21 protein-coding genes are annotated in these 16,158 nt (G+C 43.1%); 5 read left to right on the top strand and 16 right to left on the bottom strand.

Features of this window, described 5'->3' with window-relative positions:
• Window positions 1–7: 7 nt before the first annotated feature.
• From MAE_RS22475 to cysK, 5 genes are all read right to left on the bottom strand, one after another.
• Window positions 8–583 (bottom strand): Crp/Fnr family transcriptional regulator, encoded by a 576-nt coding sequence (locus MAE_RS22475; protein ID WP_002793798.1) that lies wholly within the window; start codon window positions 581–583, stop codon window positions 8–10.
• Between the two features lie 167 nt (window positions 584–750).
• Window positions 751–1,425 (bottom strand): hypothetical protein, encoded by a 675-nt coding sequence (locus tag MAE_RS22470; RefSeq protein ID WP_002795951.1) that lies wholly within the window; start codon window positions 1,423–1,425, stop codon window positions 751–753.
• Window positions 1,426–1,642: 217 nt separating this feature from the next.
• Window positions 1,643–2,179, bottom strand: a complete 537-nt coding sequence (locus MAE_RS22465) for an MgtC/SapB family protein (RefSeq protein ID WP_002762685.1) — start codon at window positions 2,177–2,179, stop codon at window positions 1,643–1,645.
• 76 nt (window positions 2,180–2,255) lie between these two features.
• A complete protein-coding gene (locus tag MAE_RS35380) occupies window positions 2,256–2,390 on the bottom strand; it encodes a PLP-dependent transferase (protein WP_125730898.1) in 135 nt (44 codons plus the stop codon).
• A gap of 15 nt (window positions 2,391–2,405) precedes the next feature.
• The gene (cysK, locus tag MAE_RS22460) at window positions 2,406–3,353 is read right to left on the bottom strand and encodes a cysteine synthase A (protein ID WP_008207376.1); all 948 of its coding nucleotides are present in this window, start codon (window positions 3,351–3,353) and stop codon (window positions 2,406–2,408) included.
• A gap of 670 nt (window positions 3,354–4,023) precedes the next feature.
• Between cysK and MAE_RS22455 the strand changes: the two genes are divergently transcribed.
• Genes MAE_RS22455 through MAE_RS22445 form a run of 3 tightly spaced genes read left to right on the top strand, consistent with a single transcriptional unit; the run spans window position 4,024 to window position 5,379 of the window.
• Entirely contained in the window at window positions 4,024–4,542 is a 519-nt protein-coding gene (locus tag MAE_RS22455) for a phycocyanin subunit beta (protein ID WP_002733930.1), read from the top strand.
• 55 nt (window positions 4,543–4,597) lie between these two features.
• Window positions 4,598–5,089 carry a phycocyanin subunit alpha gene (cpcA, locus tag MAE_RS22450; protein WP_002732914.1) on the top strand — a complete coding sequence of 164 codons (492 nt, stop codon included), beginning with the start codon at window positions 4,598–4,600 and terminating at the stop codon, window positions 5,087–5,089.
• Between the two features lie 53 nt (window positions 5,090–5,142).
• Window positions 5,143–5,379, top strand: a complete 237-nt coding sequence (locus MAE_RS22445; protein ID WP_012267568.1) for a hypothetical protein — start codon at window positions 5,143–5,145, stop codon at window positions 5,377–5,379.
• Between the two features lie 134 nt (window positions 5,380–5,513).
• Here the strand turns inward: MAE_RS22445 and MAE_RS22440 are convergent, their stop codons facing one another.
• The 3 genes from MAE_RS22440 to MAE_RS22430 form a co-directional block, all read right to left on the bottom strand.
• Window positions 5,514–6,512 carry a sulfurtransferase gene (locus MAE_RS22440; protein ID WP_012267567.1) on the bottom strand — a complete coding sequence of 333 codons (999 nt, stop codon included), beginning with the start codon at window positions 6,510–6,512 and terminating at the stop codon, window positions 5,514–5,516.
• Between the two features lie 108 nt (window positions 6,513–6,620).
• The gene (locus MAE_RS22435; RefSeq protein ID WP_012267566.1) at window positions 6,621–7,286 is read right to left on the bottom strand and encodes a phosphatase PAP2 family protein; all 666 of its coding nucleotides are present in this window, start codon (window positions 7,284–7,286) and stop codon (window positions 6,621–6,623) included.
• Entirely contained in the window at window positions 7,286–7,666 is a 381-nt protein-coding gene (locus MAE_RS22430) for a hypothetical protein (protein WP_012267565.1), read from the bottom strand. The genes MAE_RS22435 and MAE_RS22430 overlap by 1 nt, the downstream gene beginning before the upstream one ends.
• 91 nt (window positions 7,667–7,757) lie before the next feature.
• On the opposite strand from MAE_RS22430, the gene MAE_RS33585 reads away from it, so the two are divergent.
• Window positions 7,758–7,904, top strand: a complete 147-nt coding sequence (locus tag MAE_RS33585) for a hypothetical protein (protein WP_158303556.1) — start codon at window positions 7,758–7,760, stop codon at window positions 7,902–7,904.
• A gap of 249 nt (window positions 7,905–8,153) precedes the next feature.
• On the opposite strand, the gene MAE_RS22425 is transcribed toward MAE_RS33585, so the two are convergent.
• Window positions 8,154–9,236 (bottom strand): sulfate ABC transporter substrate-binding protein, encoded by a 1,083-nt coding sequence (locus tag MAE_RS22425; RefSeq protein ID WP_002795946.1) that lies wholly within the window; start codon window positions 9,234–9,236, stop codon window positions 8,154–8,156.
• A 403-nt stretch (window positions 9,237–9,639) separates the two neighbouring features.
• Here MAE_RS22425 and MAE_RS22420 point away from each other — a divergent pair, with 403 nt between their 5' ends.
• The gene (locus MAE_RS22420; protein WP_012267563.1) at window positions 9,640–10,797 is read left to right on the top strand and encodes an IS630-like element ISMae23 family transposase; all 1,158 of its coding nucleotides are present in this window, start codon (window positions 9,640–9,642) and stop codon (window positions 10,795–10,797) included.
• Window positions 10,798–10,916: 119 nt separating this feature from the next.
• On the opposite strand, the gene MAE_RS22415 is transcribed toward MAE_RS22420, so the two are convergent.
• From MAE_RS22415 to MAE_RS30745, 7 genes are all read right to left on the bottom strand, one after another.
• Complete coding sequence (locus MAE_RS22415; protein ID WP_012267562.1) at window positions 10,917–11,123, bottom strand: hypothetical protein; 207 nt, start codon at window positions 11,121–11,123, stop codon at window positions 10,917–10,919.
• 391 nt (window positions 11,124–11,514) lie between these two features.
• Window positions 11,515–11,886 carry a hypothetical protein gene (locus MAE_RS22410; protein ID WP_002793820.1) on the bottom strand — a complete coding sequence of 124 codons (372 nt, stop codon included), beginning with the start codon at window positions 11,884–11,886 and terminating at the stop codon, window positions 11,515–11,517.
• Window positions 11,883–12,158 (bottom strand): hypothetical protein, encoded by a 276-nt coding sequence (locus tag MAE_RS22405; protein ID WP_002733756.1) that lies wholly within the window; start codon window positions 12,156–12,158, stop codon window positions 11,883–11,885. Before MAE_RS22405 ends, MAE_RS22410 begins: the two co-directional genes overlap by 4 nt.
• A gap of 261 nt (window positions 12,159–12,419) precedes the next feature.
• Entirely contained in the window at window positions 12,420–12,737 is a 318-nt protein-coding gene (locus MAE_RS30750) for a putative toxin-antitoxin system toxin component, PIN family (protein ID WP_012267560.1), read from the bottom strand.
• Between the two features lie 175 nt (window positions 12,738–12,912).
• Entirely contained in the window at window positions 12,913–13,956 is a 1,044-nt protein-coding gene (locus MAE_RS22395; RefSeq protein WP_012267559.1) for an IS630 family transposase, read from the bottom strand.
• A 45-nt stretch (window positions 13,957–14,001) separates the two neighbouring features.
• A complete protein-coding gene (locus MAE_RS22390) occupies window positions 14,002–14,571 on the bottom strand; it encodes a hypothetical protein (RefSeq protein WP_041804298.1) in 570 nt (189 codons plus the stop codon).
• On the bottom strand, window positions 14,546–15,874 hold the full coding sequence (locus MAE_RS30745) for a DUF1963 domain-containing protein (protein WP_012267557.1): 1,329 nt from the start codon (window positions 15,872–15,874) through the stop codon (window positions 14,546–14,548). Before MAE_RS30745 ends, MAE_RS22390 begins: the two co-directional genes overlap by 26 nt.
• Window positions 15,875–16,158: the final 284 nt, after the last annotated feature.

Below are 16,158 nucleotides of genomic sequence, written 5' to 3'. Positions count from 1 at the left end.
TCCCATTCTAAATCTCGTAGTGCCAGATTTCCTCCTCTCGTAAAAGAAGACGATGGACGGGAAGACGTTCCACGGCCCCTTGTTGTTCAAGGTGATTAAGTGCGCGGGTAATTGTGACTCTAGTGGTTCCTAATAAGTCAGCGATATCCTGATGAGTTAGACGCACATCAATTAATTGTCCGGTACCGGTTTGTTTACCAAATTGATTGCCTAACCATGACAGTAATTTCAAGACCATAACATCAGTACGTTTGTAGCTACGAATAATACTTAGTTCTTGTGCTTGCTGAAGATGAGACAGCAGAATTTCTGCCATTTGATAACTCTCAACTGTGGAAAAGGAAACTGCTTGTACAGGAGTGATGCACTCAACTTGATAGGGATTGACTCTCTCTAGGGTTTTACCAACAAAATTGCCAGGTCCCCACAATCCCAAGACGATCAGGGTTCCATCTTCTAACCAGGTGGAGGTTTTCACGACTCCACTCTCGATTTTCCAGAAATTAGGGTTTCTGAGGGGCAAAATCGCCCGATTATCAAAGTGCCAGCGATGGGGGGTTGGTGGTTGATAGGTAAGCGTCATGATTGGTAAGTAGTCGTGCAAAATTAATTTCCTAGTCGAGACTCCGAGACTCCGAGACTCCGAGACAGGAGACAGGAGACAGCTATTAGGTATCGGATTTGATAATTTTGGGGTAAAAACGATAATTACCCCAAAAAAGACCGATTTTATGCCCTTGTAAGCCCTATTTATTTCGGGGTGCTAGTCTTCTCCAGTTCCGTTGTGGCCGAGGAGATCAGTTCTTGCCAAGCTCGATCGCTTTCCTGTAGAGTCTGTTTAACCGCGTCGATGGTCTTTTCCACGCGAGTTTTCAGGAAAGGGGAAGCATTGTCTTTGAGTCGTTCGGTGTCGTCGGCTAAGATATCGATCGTCTCGGAGGTATTAACAAGGCTATTTTCTAGGGTAATAAGGTTGTTTTGCAGGGTTTCACTGAGTTTAGCCCCAGATTTGGTCAATTTTTTCGTAAATTTACTCACTTTTTCCCCTAGATCGTCAATATTATCCGCTAAGTCCTCTAGGTTGTCCTGTTGAGCTTCGATAATCTTCTTGTCGAGAGAAGGAGCGGCTAGTTGAGCCTTTAGGTCATCGATAGCCGATTTTGTCGCTTGGATGGCTTTTTCATAGGCAATTTGGGCATCTTCCAGAATTTTTGGGCTAGAAACCTCATTTTTTTTCTTAACTGGTTCCACCACGGTGCCACCCGTTGCCGTTGCACGGTCGATGACGGCCAACTGTTCGGGGAGTAGGGGCAAGGCGATCGCATTTCCTCTTCCCCCTAGGAGCAAAGTGACAGTTAAGAGGAAAATCAGCAGCTGGAAAACTTGATTTTTGAGGCTTTTAAAGCTCTTATTTCGGTTGATCATGATTTAATTTTCTCCTGTTTAGAAAAATTAGTTACTCTATCTAAATGTTATCATACAAAATACTTGTATGTTATTTATATACAGAAAATTTTATAAAAAATTTATTATATTTTTTAAACGATAAATTTTAGACAAAATATAAACTTTTTGAGCCAAAAGCCATTATAGAAAAGCTTTTGCTCTTTTAATAAAAAATTAATTTTTATCACTTTTTTTATTAATGAGATGCTGAATTATCCGATGGATTTATTTCTTGATTAATCGTAGATATTTTCTTACGACCTTTAATATATTTGCCTAAAGATTTATTTTTCTTAAGTCGTTTAATGCCACTTAAAGTGCACAGAGAGAATAGAGTTCCCACCAGAACCATCTGCCATAAACCGCAACCAGAAGCGGCGCCTAATCCTGCCGCTAACCAGATAGTCGCCGCCGAAGTCAAACCTTTTACTTGTACCTTATTTAGTTCCCGATGGGATTGTTGTAGGATGATTCCCGCCCCTAAAAAACCGACACCAGAAGCGACCCCTTGAATAGTGCGACTGAGGGCATTAGAAGACGCATAACCCACATCTCCTTCCGCTTGTAGGGGAATCATGACAAACATGGCAGCCCCGAGACTAACGATGATAAAAGTTCTCAATCCAGCCGGACGACCGCCTCGCTGTCGGTTATAACCAATCAGACAGCCGACGGCCATAGCCATACTGAGCCGAAAAATAATCGTTTGCCAATCTTCCGAGTCAAAAAACATTGTTTAACCCATCAAATGAGATAAAAACTTCGCCTAACCAATCAAAGCCCTTTCCAGATCCCGCTTTAAATCGTTTCTATTCTCGATCCCGATCGATAATCGTAGTAAAGCCGGTGTTATAGGTGGAAGTGAGATAAATGGGAATCGTTACCGCACCATGGCTAGAGTCTGGTTCTTGCCCCCCATGAATCGCCCTCGTTGCAAATTCCATCAATTTATTTTCCTATTAGTCGATATCTTCGAGGTCTTTAAACAGGGCCGTGCTGAGGTAACGTTCCCCGAAACTAGGCTGAATCATGACGATTAATTTATCTTCGTTTTCGGGTCTTTTGCCCACCTGAATCGCCGCCCATAAAGCCGCTCCGGCCGAGATGCCCGATAGTAGTCCCTCCTGACGAGCTAACCGTCGCGCGTAGGCGAAAGCCTCTGTATCATCGACGATAATCACCTCATCGATTAATTCCGGTCGGAAAATTGCCGGGATAAAACCGGCGCCGATGCCTTGGATTTTGTGCGGCCCCGGTGGTCCTCCCGATAAGACGGGACTATTAGAGGGTTCAACTGCGATCGCTTGAAATTGGGGACGACGGGGTTTAATGGTTTCGGCAATACCGGTAATGGTTCCCCCGGTTCCCACGCCACCGATAACGATATCTACCAGACCATCGGTATCGGCCCAGATTTCCTCGGCGGTGGTTTCCCGGTGAATTTTCGGGTTAGCCGGGTTGCGGAACTGTTGCAAACTATAGGCGTTGGGGATGTTTTCGACTATTTCCTCGGCCCGGGCGATCGCTCCTTTCATGCCTTGGCTACCCGGGGTTAATTCTAATTGCGCTCCGTAAGCTTTTAACATCGCCCGTCGTTCTAAACTCATGGTTTCGGGCATAGTCAGGATTAAGCGATAGCCTTTGGCCGCCGCTACCATGGCCAGGGCGATGCCGGTATTACCGGAAGTTGGTTCCACCAGAATTGTTTTATCGGGGTGAATTAGTCCGGCAGCTTCCGCGTCCTCCACCATACTGACCCCGATGCGATCTTTAACCGAGGCGGCGGGGTTCATACTTTCCAGTTTGACGACGATGCGGGCTTTTACTCCCTCTGCCACTGGGATTCGATTCAGTTGGACTAGGGGAGTCCTTCCTACCAATTGGGTGATGTCTCTTGCGATCGGCATAATCCCACTTGCTTTATACTTGTTGACTATTTTTGATTATATATGTATTTAAGATGTTTTACAATACTTTTTAAGTCGGAGTACACTGCAAAATGCTGGTGTTGGCACCTCTGATCACAACGTCGGCGGGGATAATCCCTGTCGATTTTTATTACCTTGCCACTTTTTTTGTATATCGAAGCACAATCGGCAAAGTTGTCTTGGGAAATTTCTCTTAATTTAGTTAATTATTATTAGTATATAAAAGCACATTTGTTTAAACAACTTAAAGGAATTATTAGAGAGATGAAAAGAGCGATACTTTTTCTTGGTATAGGGTTACACATTTAAAAAAGTTTTCTGAGATTTATCCTAAAAAATTATTTTTTTGCTGGTTTTTTAGGAAACAATTTTTAATAAATAAAAGTAGGAAAATGGTTTATAAAATAATTCATGGCAAAAACGAAGTGTGTCTAGGAGCGTCAATAAACGCTAAATTCAATTAACAAGAATTGTTCCTCGATATACAAAAAAATCTGGCCAAGGGAGAGTAAATTTTTTTCAAGGACGATAGTATAGTCCCAAGAAAAAAACTCCTAGATACTTTATCGGAAAAAATAAAGAAAAGCCAGAGCAATCAACCTCGATATTTTGCCGAAACCAATCATCATTATAGGAGATGAAAACTATGGTGTTAGATGCCTTTGCCAAAGTCGTTTCTCAGGCCGATACCCGGGGGGAATACCTGAGCGAGAATCAAGTCAATGCCCTAATTGCCTTCGTCAAAGATGGTAATAAACGCGTGGATGTGGTCAATCGTCTTTCCAGTAATTCTTCTGCGATCGTTACCGATGCCGCGCGTAGTTTGTTTTCAGAACAGCCCGTTTTAGTTGCCCCCGGTGGCAACGCCTATACAAACCGTCGTGCGGCCGCCTGCTTGCGGGATTTGGAAATTATCCTGCGCTACGTTACCTATGCCACCTTCACCGGCGATGCCAGCATCCTCGATGATCGCGCCTTGAACGGTCTCCGGGAAACCTACGTCGCCCTGGGAGTTCCGGGAGCTTCTGTTGCGGCCGGAATTCTCAAGCTCAAAGACGCTTCCCTTGCCCTAGCGGCCGATCCCAACGGGATCACTCGCGGGGATTGCAGTTCTTTACTAGCAGAAGTCGCTTCTTACTTCGATCGAGCGGCGGCGGCAGTTTCCTGATGCTGTGACTTTCTTATCTCAATCCGATTAAACTTTTGTAGGAGCAATTCCATCCATGACCAAAACACCTTTAACCGAAGCGGTAGCTACTGCCGATTCCCAAGGCCGTTTTCTCAGCAGTGCTGAATTACAAGTAGCGTTCGGTCGTTTCCGTCAGGCCGCCATCACCCTAGAAGCGGTAAAAATCCTCGCCCAAAAAGCCCCCAGTTTAGCCCAAGAAGCAGCCAACGCTGTCTATCAAAAATTTCCCTACACCACCCAACTCCAGGGGCCGAACTATGCCTACGATGAGCGGGGGAAATCCAAGTGCGTTCGCGATATCGGCTACTATATCCGAATTATCACCTATGCCCTCGTGGTGGGCGGTACGGGCCCGATCGATGAATATCTAGTCGCTGGTTTGAGTGAAATTAATAGTGCCTTTGAACTATCTCCTAGTTGGTATATCGAAGCCTTAAAATACATCAAAACCAATCACGGATTAAGTGGGGATGCTGCTGTAGAAGCTAATTCCTACATTGACTATGTGATTAACGCCCTTAGCTAATTTACGTCAACTTCACGTCAACACAAGCTCAAATCTCCTAAATTCACCTCGGGATGAGCGCCGAGGTTTTTTTGCGTCCGTCTAACTTAGGGCTTGCTGAAAAAGTTTTTCGGTGGTGGCAGGGTGTGGGGTGTGGGGTGTGGGGTGTGGGGTGTGGGGTGTGGGGTGTGGGGAAGTGGGGTTTTATCGATTTTCAGGTGGTCAACTACCTAATTTTCAGGGAAAAAGTACCTGAATTTTCCCCCCAATCACTCCAATGGTCGGCAATTTTTGAGAGAAAAAAAGTCTAAAAACCTTATCCAACAAGATTTTTAGATTTATTCAGCAAACCCTCACTTAGTCGTCGTCGGGAACCTACCCTAACAAAAAAACCATCTTGGGCAAGATGGTTAAACACAACGAGTATAAACCGACAAACTTGACTTTAGACTGCTTTTTCTGGCCCGGTAGCGACGGGCAGATCTGTGGTACTGTACTCTGTCCAAGAACCTTCGTAAATTCGCACCTTGGGATAACCGAGCAGATGTTTGAGGACAATATACTGTAAAGTCGCTTCCCGTCCCGTACTGCAACTGACAATAATATTATCGGAGGGCTTGATGTTGCGTTGGGCAAGAATCTTCCTGATTTCGTCTAAAGATTTCAATTTATGGGGATTTTTTAGAGATTCATCGGGATTATTCGCTTCCGTAAAAGTCGGCCAGGGTATATTTTTCGCCCCCGGAATATGACCATTTCTCAGCCAGATATCCTGTTTCCCCTGAAAAAGTTCTTCCGGTCTAGGATCGATAAAAACCACATCGGGTTTGCCGATCAATTTCTCTACTTCTGCTAAATTTACCCGAATCGAGGGATTATCACGGACAGTAAAGCTCCCTGGTTGATATTTAGGGAATTCTTTAGTTACCTTTTGTTCAGAACCCTTATAACCCTTAAAACCACCATCTAAGACCGCCACATTTCGGAAACCCGATCGCTCTAATAAATAAGCGACCATGGTTGCCCCCAAGACATCGCGACCATCGGAATATACTACCACTCGATCGCCATTAGTGATTCCCGCAGCGGCAAAGAGACTGCCAATTTTATCCTCTTGCCAATATTGAACCGGTAAAAATCCGTTTGGACCGCGAAAATTATTGTCGGCTATATTCACCGCTTTCGGTAAATGACCGGTGATATATTCTAAAGGATTAATCCGCACATCGAGAATTTTTAACTTCGGATCGTTGAGATTTTGTGCCACCCACGCCGGCGATACAAAGTCTATCTTAGTCTCAGATTTAGACGTGGCCATCAGGGGCGATGACGGGGCTAAGGTAAAGGTTAAAATGCAGAGGAGAACTAAAGTGAAAAAAGCAAGGGGACGGCTGTGAAACCGTCCCAGGGATAGACCCTTCCCTTGACGCAGTTTTGGTTTCATGATTCAGTGTCAGCGACGAGTATCAAACGATAATTACTATAGGGCTTTGATTAGCTTTCTCCAAAAATTTAGGTATAACGTGATATTTTTTTTGCAGCAAGTCGTCAACTAATTATTAGTTTCCTCTTGGGTGTTGATCGCCTTGGGTGTCTCTAATAACTGTTGCCACCAGAGATGAACTAGGAGAGACCAAGCGATCGCTAAAAGCCAAGCGGCAAGGATATCACTAGGAAAGTGAACTCCTAAATAAAGACGGGTCCAAGCAATAACCAAGACGAAGGGAATCCCCAGTAAAACTACCCCTAAAAACCACCGCTTTCTCCAAGATAGGATCAGTAAAGAAATGACTAACAGGGAACTAAATAAAGCATGACCGCTAGGGAAGGCAAAATCATCGGGTAAGGGATAAAATAACTGCCAAAATTGCGGGCGGTTTCGATGAAAAAGAATCTTGAGATTATAACTAATTGCCCAACCTCCCGCCATGGTCACAAGGAGATAAGCGAACCCATACCAGTATTTTTTTAGGGCAAAAATCAGCAGTGAAATTGTTAGTATCGGGGCCACTCCCCAATAAGTGCCTAATCCCGTTAGTTTTATGACCAAAAAGTTTAGGTTTAAATTAGCAGTTTGATGAATAGATAGCAGCAGCGATTTTTCCCAAGCAAATCCTTGGGGATGCTGGTCAATAGCGATCGCTAAATCCGTAAAACTTAGCGATGTTAACAAGATGGCTAAGAAAATTAAGCTATTGTTTAAGTAGATTTTGGGCATTACGGGGAAAAAGTAGCGATCGAGGATAACAGGGGCATTTCTAAAACCTGAAAATGCAGCAAAGCTAGGATTACTAAAGTATAAACTGTCGAGGAAAGTAATCCATTTCTTAATTCTTTTTGCCAATTGCGTTCTTTTTTCTCTCCACCGATTAATTCTTTCGTTCCGAATTGCATCAGTAGGATTCCCACAAGATTAGATAACCAATAACCAACCACGGCTGCGGGGAGAAAAAAATCGGCGTGCAAGCAAGCAATTAAACGACCGAAACCGTAGGCGATCGGCAGATTAAAAATTAGATCGTTCCACCAACACAGGGGCGATAATAAGTAACCAATCAATACCAAGCTTCCGTTTTTTATTTTGTCAAGTAGATACATCTTTTTTTTAGTTACTAACTATTAGTTTTGTTTTTTTGCCATCAGCTATCTAAGTAGGGTTTGCGGCAAAAAGCTTTTCGGTGGTGGCAGGGTGTGGGGTGTGGGGTGTGGGGTGTGGGGTTTTATCGATTTTCAGGTGGTCAACTACCTAGGGTCTGCTGAAAAAGTTTTTCCTGGGGGCAGGGTGTGGGGTGTGGGGTGTGGGGTTTTATCGGTTTTGAGGAGGCCAATTACCTAATTTTCAGGGAAAAAGTCCAGGAATTTTCCCCCCGATCCCCCCAATGGCCGGCACTTTTTGAGGGTAAAAAAGTCCAAAAGTCTTATCCAACAAGGTTTTTAGATTTATTCAGCAGACCCTAAGTAAGTAGGTGTTGAAAATTGTCAGATACCCCCCTTATTAAGGGGAGCAGGGGGGATCAAAAGCAAAATCTATCTTCTATTTAATCAGAACCACTTACTTAGCTGACGGCTGACGGCCTACTACTAATTAACGCTGAATTTGGTCAAAAATCGCCCCATCAGCGAAGAATTTTTTCTGGATCGCATCCCAGCTACCGACCGCCGTATAGGGGAACAGATTCGACACTTTTGGGTATTGTTTACTAAACTCTTTAGCCACATTAGCATTAACGGGACGGAAACCCACCTTGGCGAATTCCCGCTGTGCTTCGGGAGTAAAGAGAAATTGGGCAAAAGCTGTCGCTACTTCCCGGGTTTTGCGTTTATCAACTATTTTATCCACTACGGCCACGGGCGGATCGATCGAAACATTGACCGCAGGAATAGTATAGGAAAAACCAGTTTCTCCTTTTTGACGGGCCAGAATCACTTCGTTTTCGTAGTTAAGCAGCACATCCCCCTGATCCTGTTTAAAGAAGACATCGCTGGCTTCCCGGGCATCTTTGGGTAGTACAGGCACGTTTTTATAGACATTGCGGACGAAATTGGTCGCTTGTGCTTCATTGCCGCCGGTCCGAGTTACCGATCCCCACAGGGCCAGAAAATTCCACCGGGCCACCCCAGAGGTTTTCGGGTTGGCAGTGATGACTTTAATCCCCGATTTGGCTAGATCTGGCCAGTTGCGGATTCCTTTGGGATTGCCCTGACGAGTAACTAAAGCTACCACGGAACGAGTGGCGATGGCATTGTTGGGTAATTCTTTCTGCCAACCGGGGTTAACTAAACCCGCTTTTTGCAAGCGTTCCACATCGGAACCGATAGCCAAATTTACCACATCTGCATCTAATCCGTCGATAACAGCGCGGGTTTGGGAACCAGAGCCGCCATAACTCTGTTTAATCACCACATCCTGTTTTTTCTCTCTTTTCCATTTGTTGACGAATAGAGGAATAATTTTTGAGTAGGCCGATTGAGTCACCGCGTAGGAAACCAGGGTGATTTCCACGGTTTGTTGTTTAGCTTGCTCTTTATCCGCAGCTGCCAGCAGATTACTCGATGCTGATAGGGGACTAGAAGCTAGTCCGATTCCCGTTGTGACGACGGCAGCCGTAGCTAGAGAAATAAAAGGTAAGAGGGTTTTCGGTTTTGGGGATCTAGGATCAGGGATCACGATGTCATCGGCTCCTTTGTTTATTTATGGGAGATTGCTAGGTATTTTTTCTAGAATTGTATTCTATACGAAATAAAAAACAATTTCAATACATTGGAGAAAAATTTATACACTCTTAGTTAGGTTAGATGCAAATAAATCAAGCCATTAATGGCTTGATTAGCTCAAAAAACTGGAAATATTCGATTTATACGGGTTCAATGTCCCTTTAAATTCGCCTGAAGCCTCTTTATGCTTCCAGAATAGAGATTTTATTGTCTTTATGGAGAAGAAAAAATTTTTTAGCGCTCAAAAACCTCTCCCTAGGTGGCTTCACCGGTGAGGTTAGCGAACCTTAGCAACTAAGCTAAAACGCACTTAAACCACCTAAAATAGAAATAGTAATTTTAGAAAAATCCTACTTATGCCAGCCAAAGATTTCCTAGACTTAGAAGAAAAGAAAAACTTACAAAAAGCTCTTAAAGAAGAAGAAAGAGCAGAGGTTAGGGAAAGAATTTTAATGTTTCTCTTGCTAAACGACGGAAAAACTCAACGAGAAATAGCTGACTTTATTGGCTGTTCACTCAAAACGGTCGCCCCTTGGTGTGTTCACGGTGATCCTAACAATTTAGAAAGTCTAGAAGATGGGAGAAAAAATGGAAATCATAAAAAAGCCACAGAGGAATATATTAATTTACTATTAAAAATAGTTGATGAAGACCCGAAGGAATTTGGATATGAATTCGGGAGATGGACAGCGGCAAGATTAGCAGAGCATCTAGAAAAGGAAACAAGAATTAAACTGAGTGGCTCGCAAGTGAGAAGAATATTGAGAAGAAAAAAGTATGTGTATATCTGGGCGAAATATAGTCTAGAAGATAAGCAAGACAAGAAATTAAGAAAAGCATTTAAAGAAAAATTAGATGAATATTTAAGGTTGGCTAAAGAAAAGTCAGAGTCAATCCAGGTATGGTTTTGGGACGGGGCTTTCAAGGTGGCGACGCAGGTTCGCCACACAGCCCCTCATGAGTGTGGATTTAGTTTGAGAGTAATAAGAAGGAGAGCTTGGACAAAAAAAGGAAAGCGAAAAAAAGTGAATGGACAAAGAAAAAGAGGAAGGGTGAATGTGATGGGAGCCTTAAGATATAATGACAAAAAACGAGTCTGTTTTATGATCAAAAAAGGAAATTCAGAAACTTTCCATGAACAATTAAAGAAACTTCATGAAGAGATTCGTCAAGAATGGATAAACTTGGGAAATCTGCCCGAAGATTTTCGAGAAAAAGGACCGAAAATTATCATCATATTAGACAATGCTAGTTATCACAAAAAGAAAGATGTTATTGAGCAGGTGGAAAAAGAGTTGCCCAATATTAGGCTAGAGTTTTTACCAGCTTATAGTCCAGATTACAACCTAATAGAATTAGTGTGGCATTCCGCTAAAGAGTACATAGCTAATCGAGAATTTGAAAATAAAGAAGAACTGGAAAAAGTAGTCAATCAGCTTTTAAATGAAGGGGGATTGATTATTAAATGGAGTAGAAAACTTAAAAATAAGGGTAATGCTGTCAATGTAACTTAAATGCGTAAAAGCTTATTACCCTAAAATTGAAGCGGTCTAACGACTTCAATCAATGTGCATGGTGCGTTCCCCAAAAATCCTGCATTAGGGAACGCACCCTACAGCGGTAGCCATCCCACTTATCGACCTCGCCCTGGCTTACAGTCGGCAAAACTTAATGCCTCTGTGTCTAAAAAACTGGCGATCGCCATCTCAAGAATCGCTTCAACGGGATAATCAATTTCAGTAGCGCGAGCAATCAAAGCATCCTGAATCCAGTCTGGTAAGCGTCTTAAAATAATTTCTGCATCAGTGGACGAGATTTGCTCTGAAAGTTTCGCTCGCATGGGTTAGGACTCCAGCATGAATTTGAACATTATAGGGTGGCTCAGTCGCTCTCAAAATGATCGCATCTAATTCTAATAGTAGCGCAGGGTTTTTCGAGTAAGGTATTGTCTGCACTGCAATTCGTATAGTCATTTCAATTAAGATTGAGAATATCAATGCCAGAGTCCATAAGAGTTTAACTGGTCTAGAGTGTATCAGACTTATCTGAAATGATTATAGATTGTCGGTTGTCGAACTGATCATGCCACAGAAAAAGATCCTTTACATTTCATTAACGCACTGCTAGGCAGTGCCTTCGGCATCGCACTGTCAGGAATTTAGAAATTTGGTATAAATAGTCTAATCATAGGTCGGGTGCAGTGATTTGTTAGACATTTTTCTAACTAGAGACTATGACAAAGGTTTAATTGTCACTAATCCCCCAGCAAAACCCTGAATATTCAACTCATAGCCATCAAGTAAACCCATACCAACTAATGGATCTGTCTCTGACTCATTGATTTCAATAGATTTGATCTGACCATCCCAGATCACAGTTGCCTCAAATACGTTAAACATACAGAGGCTTCCATCGCCCAAGATTCCCTCTTCTTGCATATACCACGTTAATCCTAGTGTTGTAATGATAGCAGAAGGCAACGTGAGAAATCCAGTGTAACCAGTGTCAATAACTGCTTTAATCGCTTGCCTCTGGTGATTTTCGCCTAGCACTACGAATTGAATAATTGCTTCTCGGCGCGAATTGACGCTCCCCATCATCATGGCGATACACTGGGGGAACGAAAGCCAAAACGATGGACGGCACGATGTCCAATGCGAATACCAAATATTTGTGCATCAGGAAAACGTATTAACAGTTGTTTAGCAGCTGTTAGGCTGTCGTCAGCCACTTCAAAAGCCCCTGTTTCGATGTCTATTGCTACAATCTTCCCATGATTCCCTTCCTCGATTTGGGAGCGTACCTGAGATTCATAGACTTCGTGTCCACGTCGGGCAAATTCTTCTTTGCTGTAGCGGGGTTGTCGAACTGTCATTGAAGCGACCCTGTGGCAACTTTTGCCCCTCTATTTTAACCTAAACATTGGCAATCTTCGCTAACATTCCTCAACTGGTCCCACAAGAGCAGCACCGCACCTAACCTCACAGCTTCAATCAATGTGCATGGTGCGTTCTCAAAAATCCCGCATTAGGGAACGCACCCTAGGGCTGAAACAGTCCAGTAGGGTGTGTTAGCGTCAGCATAACGCACGGATTTTGAACATTAGATAAGGTGCGTTACATTGCATTAACGCACCCTACAAGATCGGCGATCGCACTAATACCATTTCATCTTTGGGGTCGCGCAGGAATGGTCGCCAAAGAAAGAAAATTTCATGCTGTACGCCTACTGCACAGTAGAAATCAATTAGGTCGTCAACCTCTTCACGACTCAGGCAAAGGTTTGGCAATTCCCGCAGTAAAACTTCTGTATATTCGAGTACCAGAGGCACTGACAAATGTATATCAAACTGCCCTGTATCGATGAGCGTGAGCAATTGAAATGCACTACCTCGCCTAGACCTCAACCCAGCAACAATGACGTTGGTATCAATAACCACTTGAGGTAATGGCATTTGGAACTAGACAACTATCACTATCAGTACAACTCAACTCTATCATCACAGGATAAAAATGAGGTGCGTTACATTCCATTAACGCACCCTACCAGATCGGCGATCGCACTTCCTAAACAAACTGGATTACAAGGAGATATGCCAACTGACTAGCAAGCCAGGAACTTGCTATACTTTAGACGTTCATAATCTGAGATTTATTAAACTTCTGAAATCGTAGAGTGAGCAAGGAATCCAGTTCTTTTTTATGTTTCAGGTGGGCATCATTCAGACATTCATAAATAGCTGAAGAAAAGTCAGAAAAGTTTTCATAGTATTTACCATACAAACATTTCTTTTTGACCAATTTCCACAGCCTTTCAATTAAATTTAGATTAGGCGAATAAGACGGCAAATAGAGTAGCTCTATTGACAAAGAAAGAGCCAATTCTTCAACAATTTTACATTTTTGATAGCGGGCATTATCTAAGACTAGAGTGATGGGAATAGTTATTCCTAAAGCAGCTATTTTTGACCGGAGTTCACAGACTTGAGTTGCTGTAATATAAGTGTCATTCGTAACCAGAATAACTTCATGAGTTATTGCATTTAATGCTCCTAAAACATTGAAGCGTTTACGCCCGCTCGGTGACTTAACAAAAAGTCTCTCAAAACACCAAACAAAACCGAGAAATGCTCCCATGACGAAGTGAGCGGCATCAACAAAAAAAACAGCCCTTTTTCCTTCTTTAGCCTCATTTAGTCTGGGTTCTAGCTTTTTTTCTTTGTAGTCCTCTTGTTCATCCCGGTCAGCTTTAGAAGGAAGAGAACCTACTTTTAAACATTTCATTCCCATTGATTTTAAAAATTTTCTAACTTGGGTAGGACTTCGTTTTATTCCCGTTAATTCTTCTCTCCTATATACAGCTTCATTTATTGTGGCTGGTGGATTTTTCTCGAAGTATTTTTTGAGCGTTTCTTTTTGAGACTCTAATTCACTTTTAGGGCGATAGAAGTTGATTTCTTTTAATTTTTCTATTCCGCCTTCTTCATAATCTCGAAGATAGGTTAATAAGGTATTTGGCGAGATTCCTGCTAACTGACAAATTTTTTTGTGCGGTATCTTTTGGCTCTTTAACCAGAGAACTTCCATCTTCAGTTGAACCCGGGGATGGGGATGATGAAATCTTTCATAATACAGTGAGTTCTTTTCTTCTTCCGTGAATTCTAGGTTAATCATGTTTTTAATGAGTGCTTTGCTTCTAATTATGACTCTTAAACTATATTATTGTCCTTGAGGAAAAAATGCAAGTTGTAGCCGTGCAAAGTATAGCCCAACACATATCGCAAAAATAAGTACAACCGCAACTCTTTCTACTTCCGTGTTCACTTCAGGGGCTGATGTCACAAAAGATGGAATGGCAAAGATCGCAGCCGGAATGAATCCCCCCAACATCACAGTGCAACAGATTGCGATCGCCTGAAATACAACTACTGGTAAATCGTTCCTGTCGTAACCGCACAGAATAGCAAACAGACTCGCTCCAGCAACCGCACCGATATAACCATAGAATGGCAAAATTACAGGAACAAAGATAAATCCTGCGGCTTGTGATTCCATCCAGTCACGGTGAAAAAGCTGTAACCAGAAAATCCCAAACGGCACAATGCTGATCGTTCCAGTGATCGCTCCCACCAATACCATCAACAGCGACATGAGAGATTGACTGAACAGAAACGCGATCACTCCAGATGCAATCAGCGGTGTAACCACGAGTATAAGATATAGATAACTTAGCATCGCTTGATTCCATCGACTGACTACACCATTAAACGCTAACGAAATAGGATTCAACGTTGCTAAGGTTCAGGTTTGCCAAATCCAAGTCTTCGATAAAAAAGTAAAAGTTATTATCGATATCAAAAGGATGTTGAAGTTCTAGCAATAAGCGTCCTCTAAATCCCTCTATGGTTTCATCCACATAGGAGTGAAGTTCTGGATATCCACCCAGTTTATTGATCCGCCCATGCCTCAGCGTACACTCGTCCTCATAGTCTGAAATCCATTCAGTAAAGTCTTCCCCCAGTTCCGTCAACGCTTCGGGCATCTCAAACGATTCATCCAGTTGCCGACGAGCATTCCAGAACACGTCCCGCTGCACAGAAAAATTTAAGGCATAAACATCGTCGTACCATTCCAGAGAGCTAGCAGGTTCTGCTAAAAAGCTAAAGTCAGTGATTAAGTCATTTTTATCTTTAGAAACGTCGGGGTAATACAGAACGCGGTGTTGTTCAGGACTCAGCGTGCACATGGGGACATCTAAACCGATGTAAAATTGCAAAAGCCCCTGTCGTGGCAAGTTAAGACTTTCGATTACCGGCAGATCGGCGCAGTTGATCTGCATGAGAAACATCATCATCTCACCCGTTTCGGCATCGGTAGGATAGCTCGTGCCTTTCGGTAGGTAAGGATGACCGCCAATTTTACTTTGCCAAAGTTCTAACGGATCGCCACTCCAGTCGGCGGGGCCACGGAAGCTCGCAGAATTGAGATGTCCCGCGTCTGTCGCCGTGAATTTGATGTAAGGCACTAAGTTGGCTTCCAGAAACAATCGCAGCGGCTCAAACTGAGGCGGCAAATTTTCCAGAAACGCTGGCATATCGGTTATCTCCTGCGGTGGTAATGGGGGTTGCTCTATGGCAGGTGCAGTCTGCTCAAATACCTGCACTGACTGCACCTGCAAATTTTCAGGCGGATAAACAATATGAACGGTATTGATTTGAGTCAGAGGCAGGCAGTGGGCATACCGAGTTAGCACCCGGCCATTGAGGTAAACTACCAACTCTTGCTCAACCGCAATCTTGAGGGTAAAGGGCTGAGAAGAGACGAACTCAGGGGGCATGGACAAAATTTCTCCCCCTGCACCCCAAGCTCCAGCAACACAGGTATTTTGCACAATTCGCCCTTCAGAGGAACGCGCATCGAAGTGATAGGCGATATCTGAACCAGCATCCAGATTGATCGTGAACGTGGGGTAGTGGCAAATCGCTGTGATTTCAACAGCCACCAGCAGTTCCTGGAGTGGCACCCCTAGAAAAATGCGATCCTGATAGATGCCGAGTCGTAACTTAGCAAGGTCGAAACTTTGCTTTGCCATTGTTTTCTCTCCTTTTGACTTGACTGATGATCATTGGATGGACTCGGACAAAAAACGTTCGGTCAATCCTGATGAGTTGTGATTCATCTCTGGCATTAGAGCAAAATCATAGTGACCACCTCCTTTGCGAATCATTGGCTTCGCCTAACTATATATTATGCGGAAATTTTCCGTATATCACGCCAAATATGCATTTTTTAAAGAATCTTTCCATATATCATTCCAAATTCGAGTGATCGTAAGAAGTTTTCCGTATAACATTACAATAAGCGTGTTATTGGGAC

It is taken from the genome of Microcystis aeruginosa NIES-843, from assembly GCF_000010625.1.
Classification (GTDB): domain Bacteria; phylum Cyanobacteriota; class Cyanobacteriia; order Cyanobacteriales; family Microcystaceae; genus Microcystis; species Microcystis aeruginosa.
This window is presented reverse-complemented; position numbering and strand designations above follow the sequence as displayed.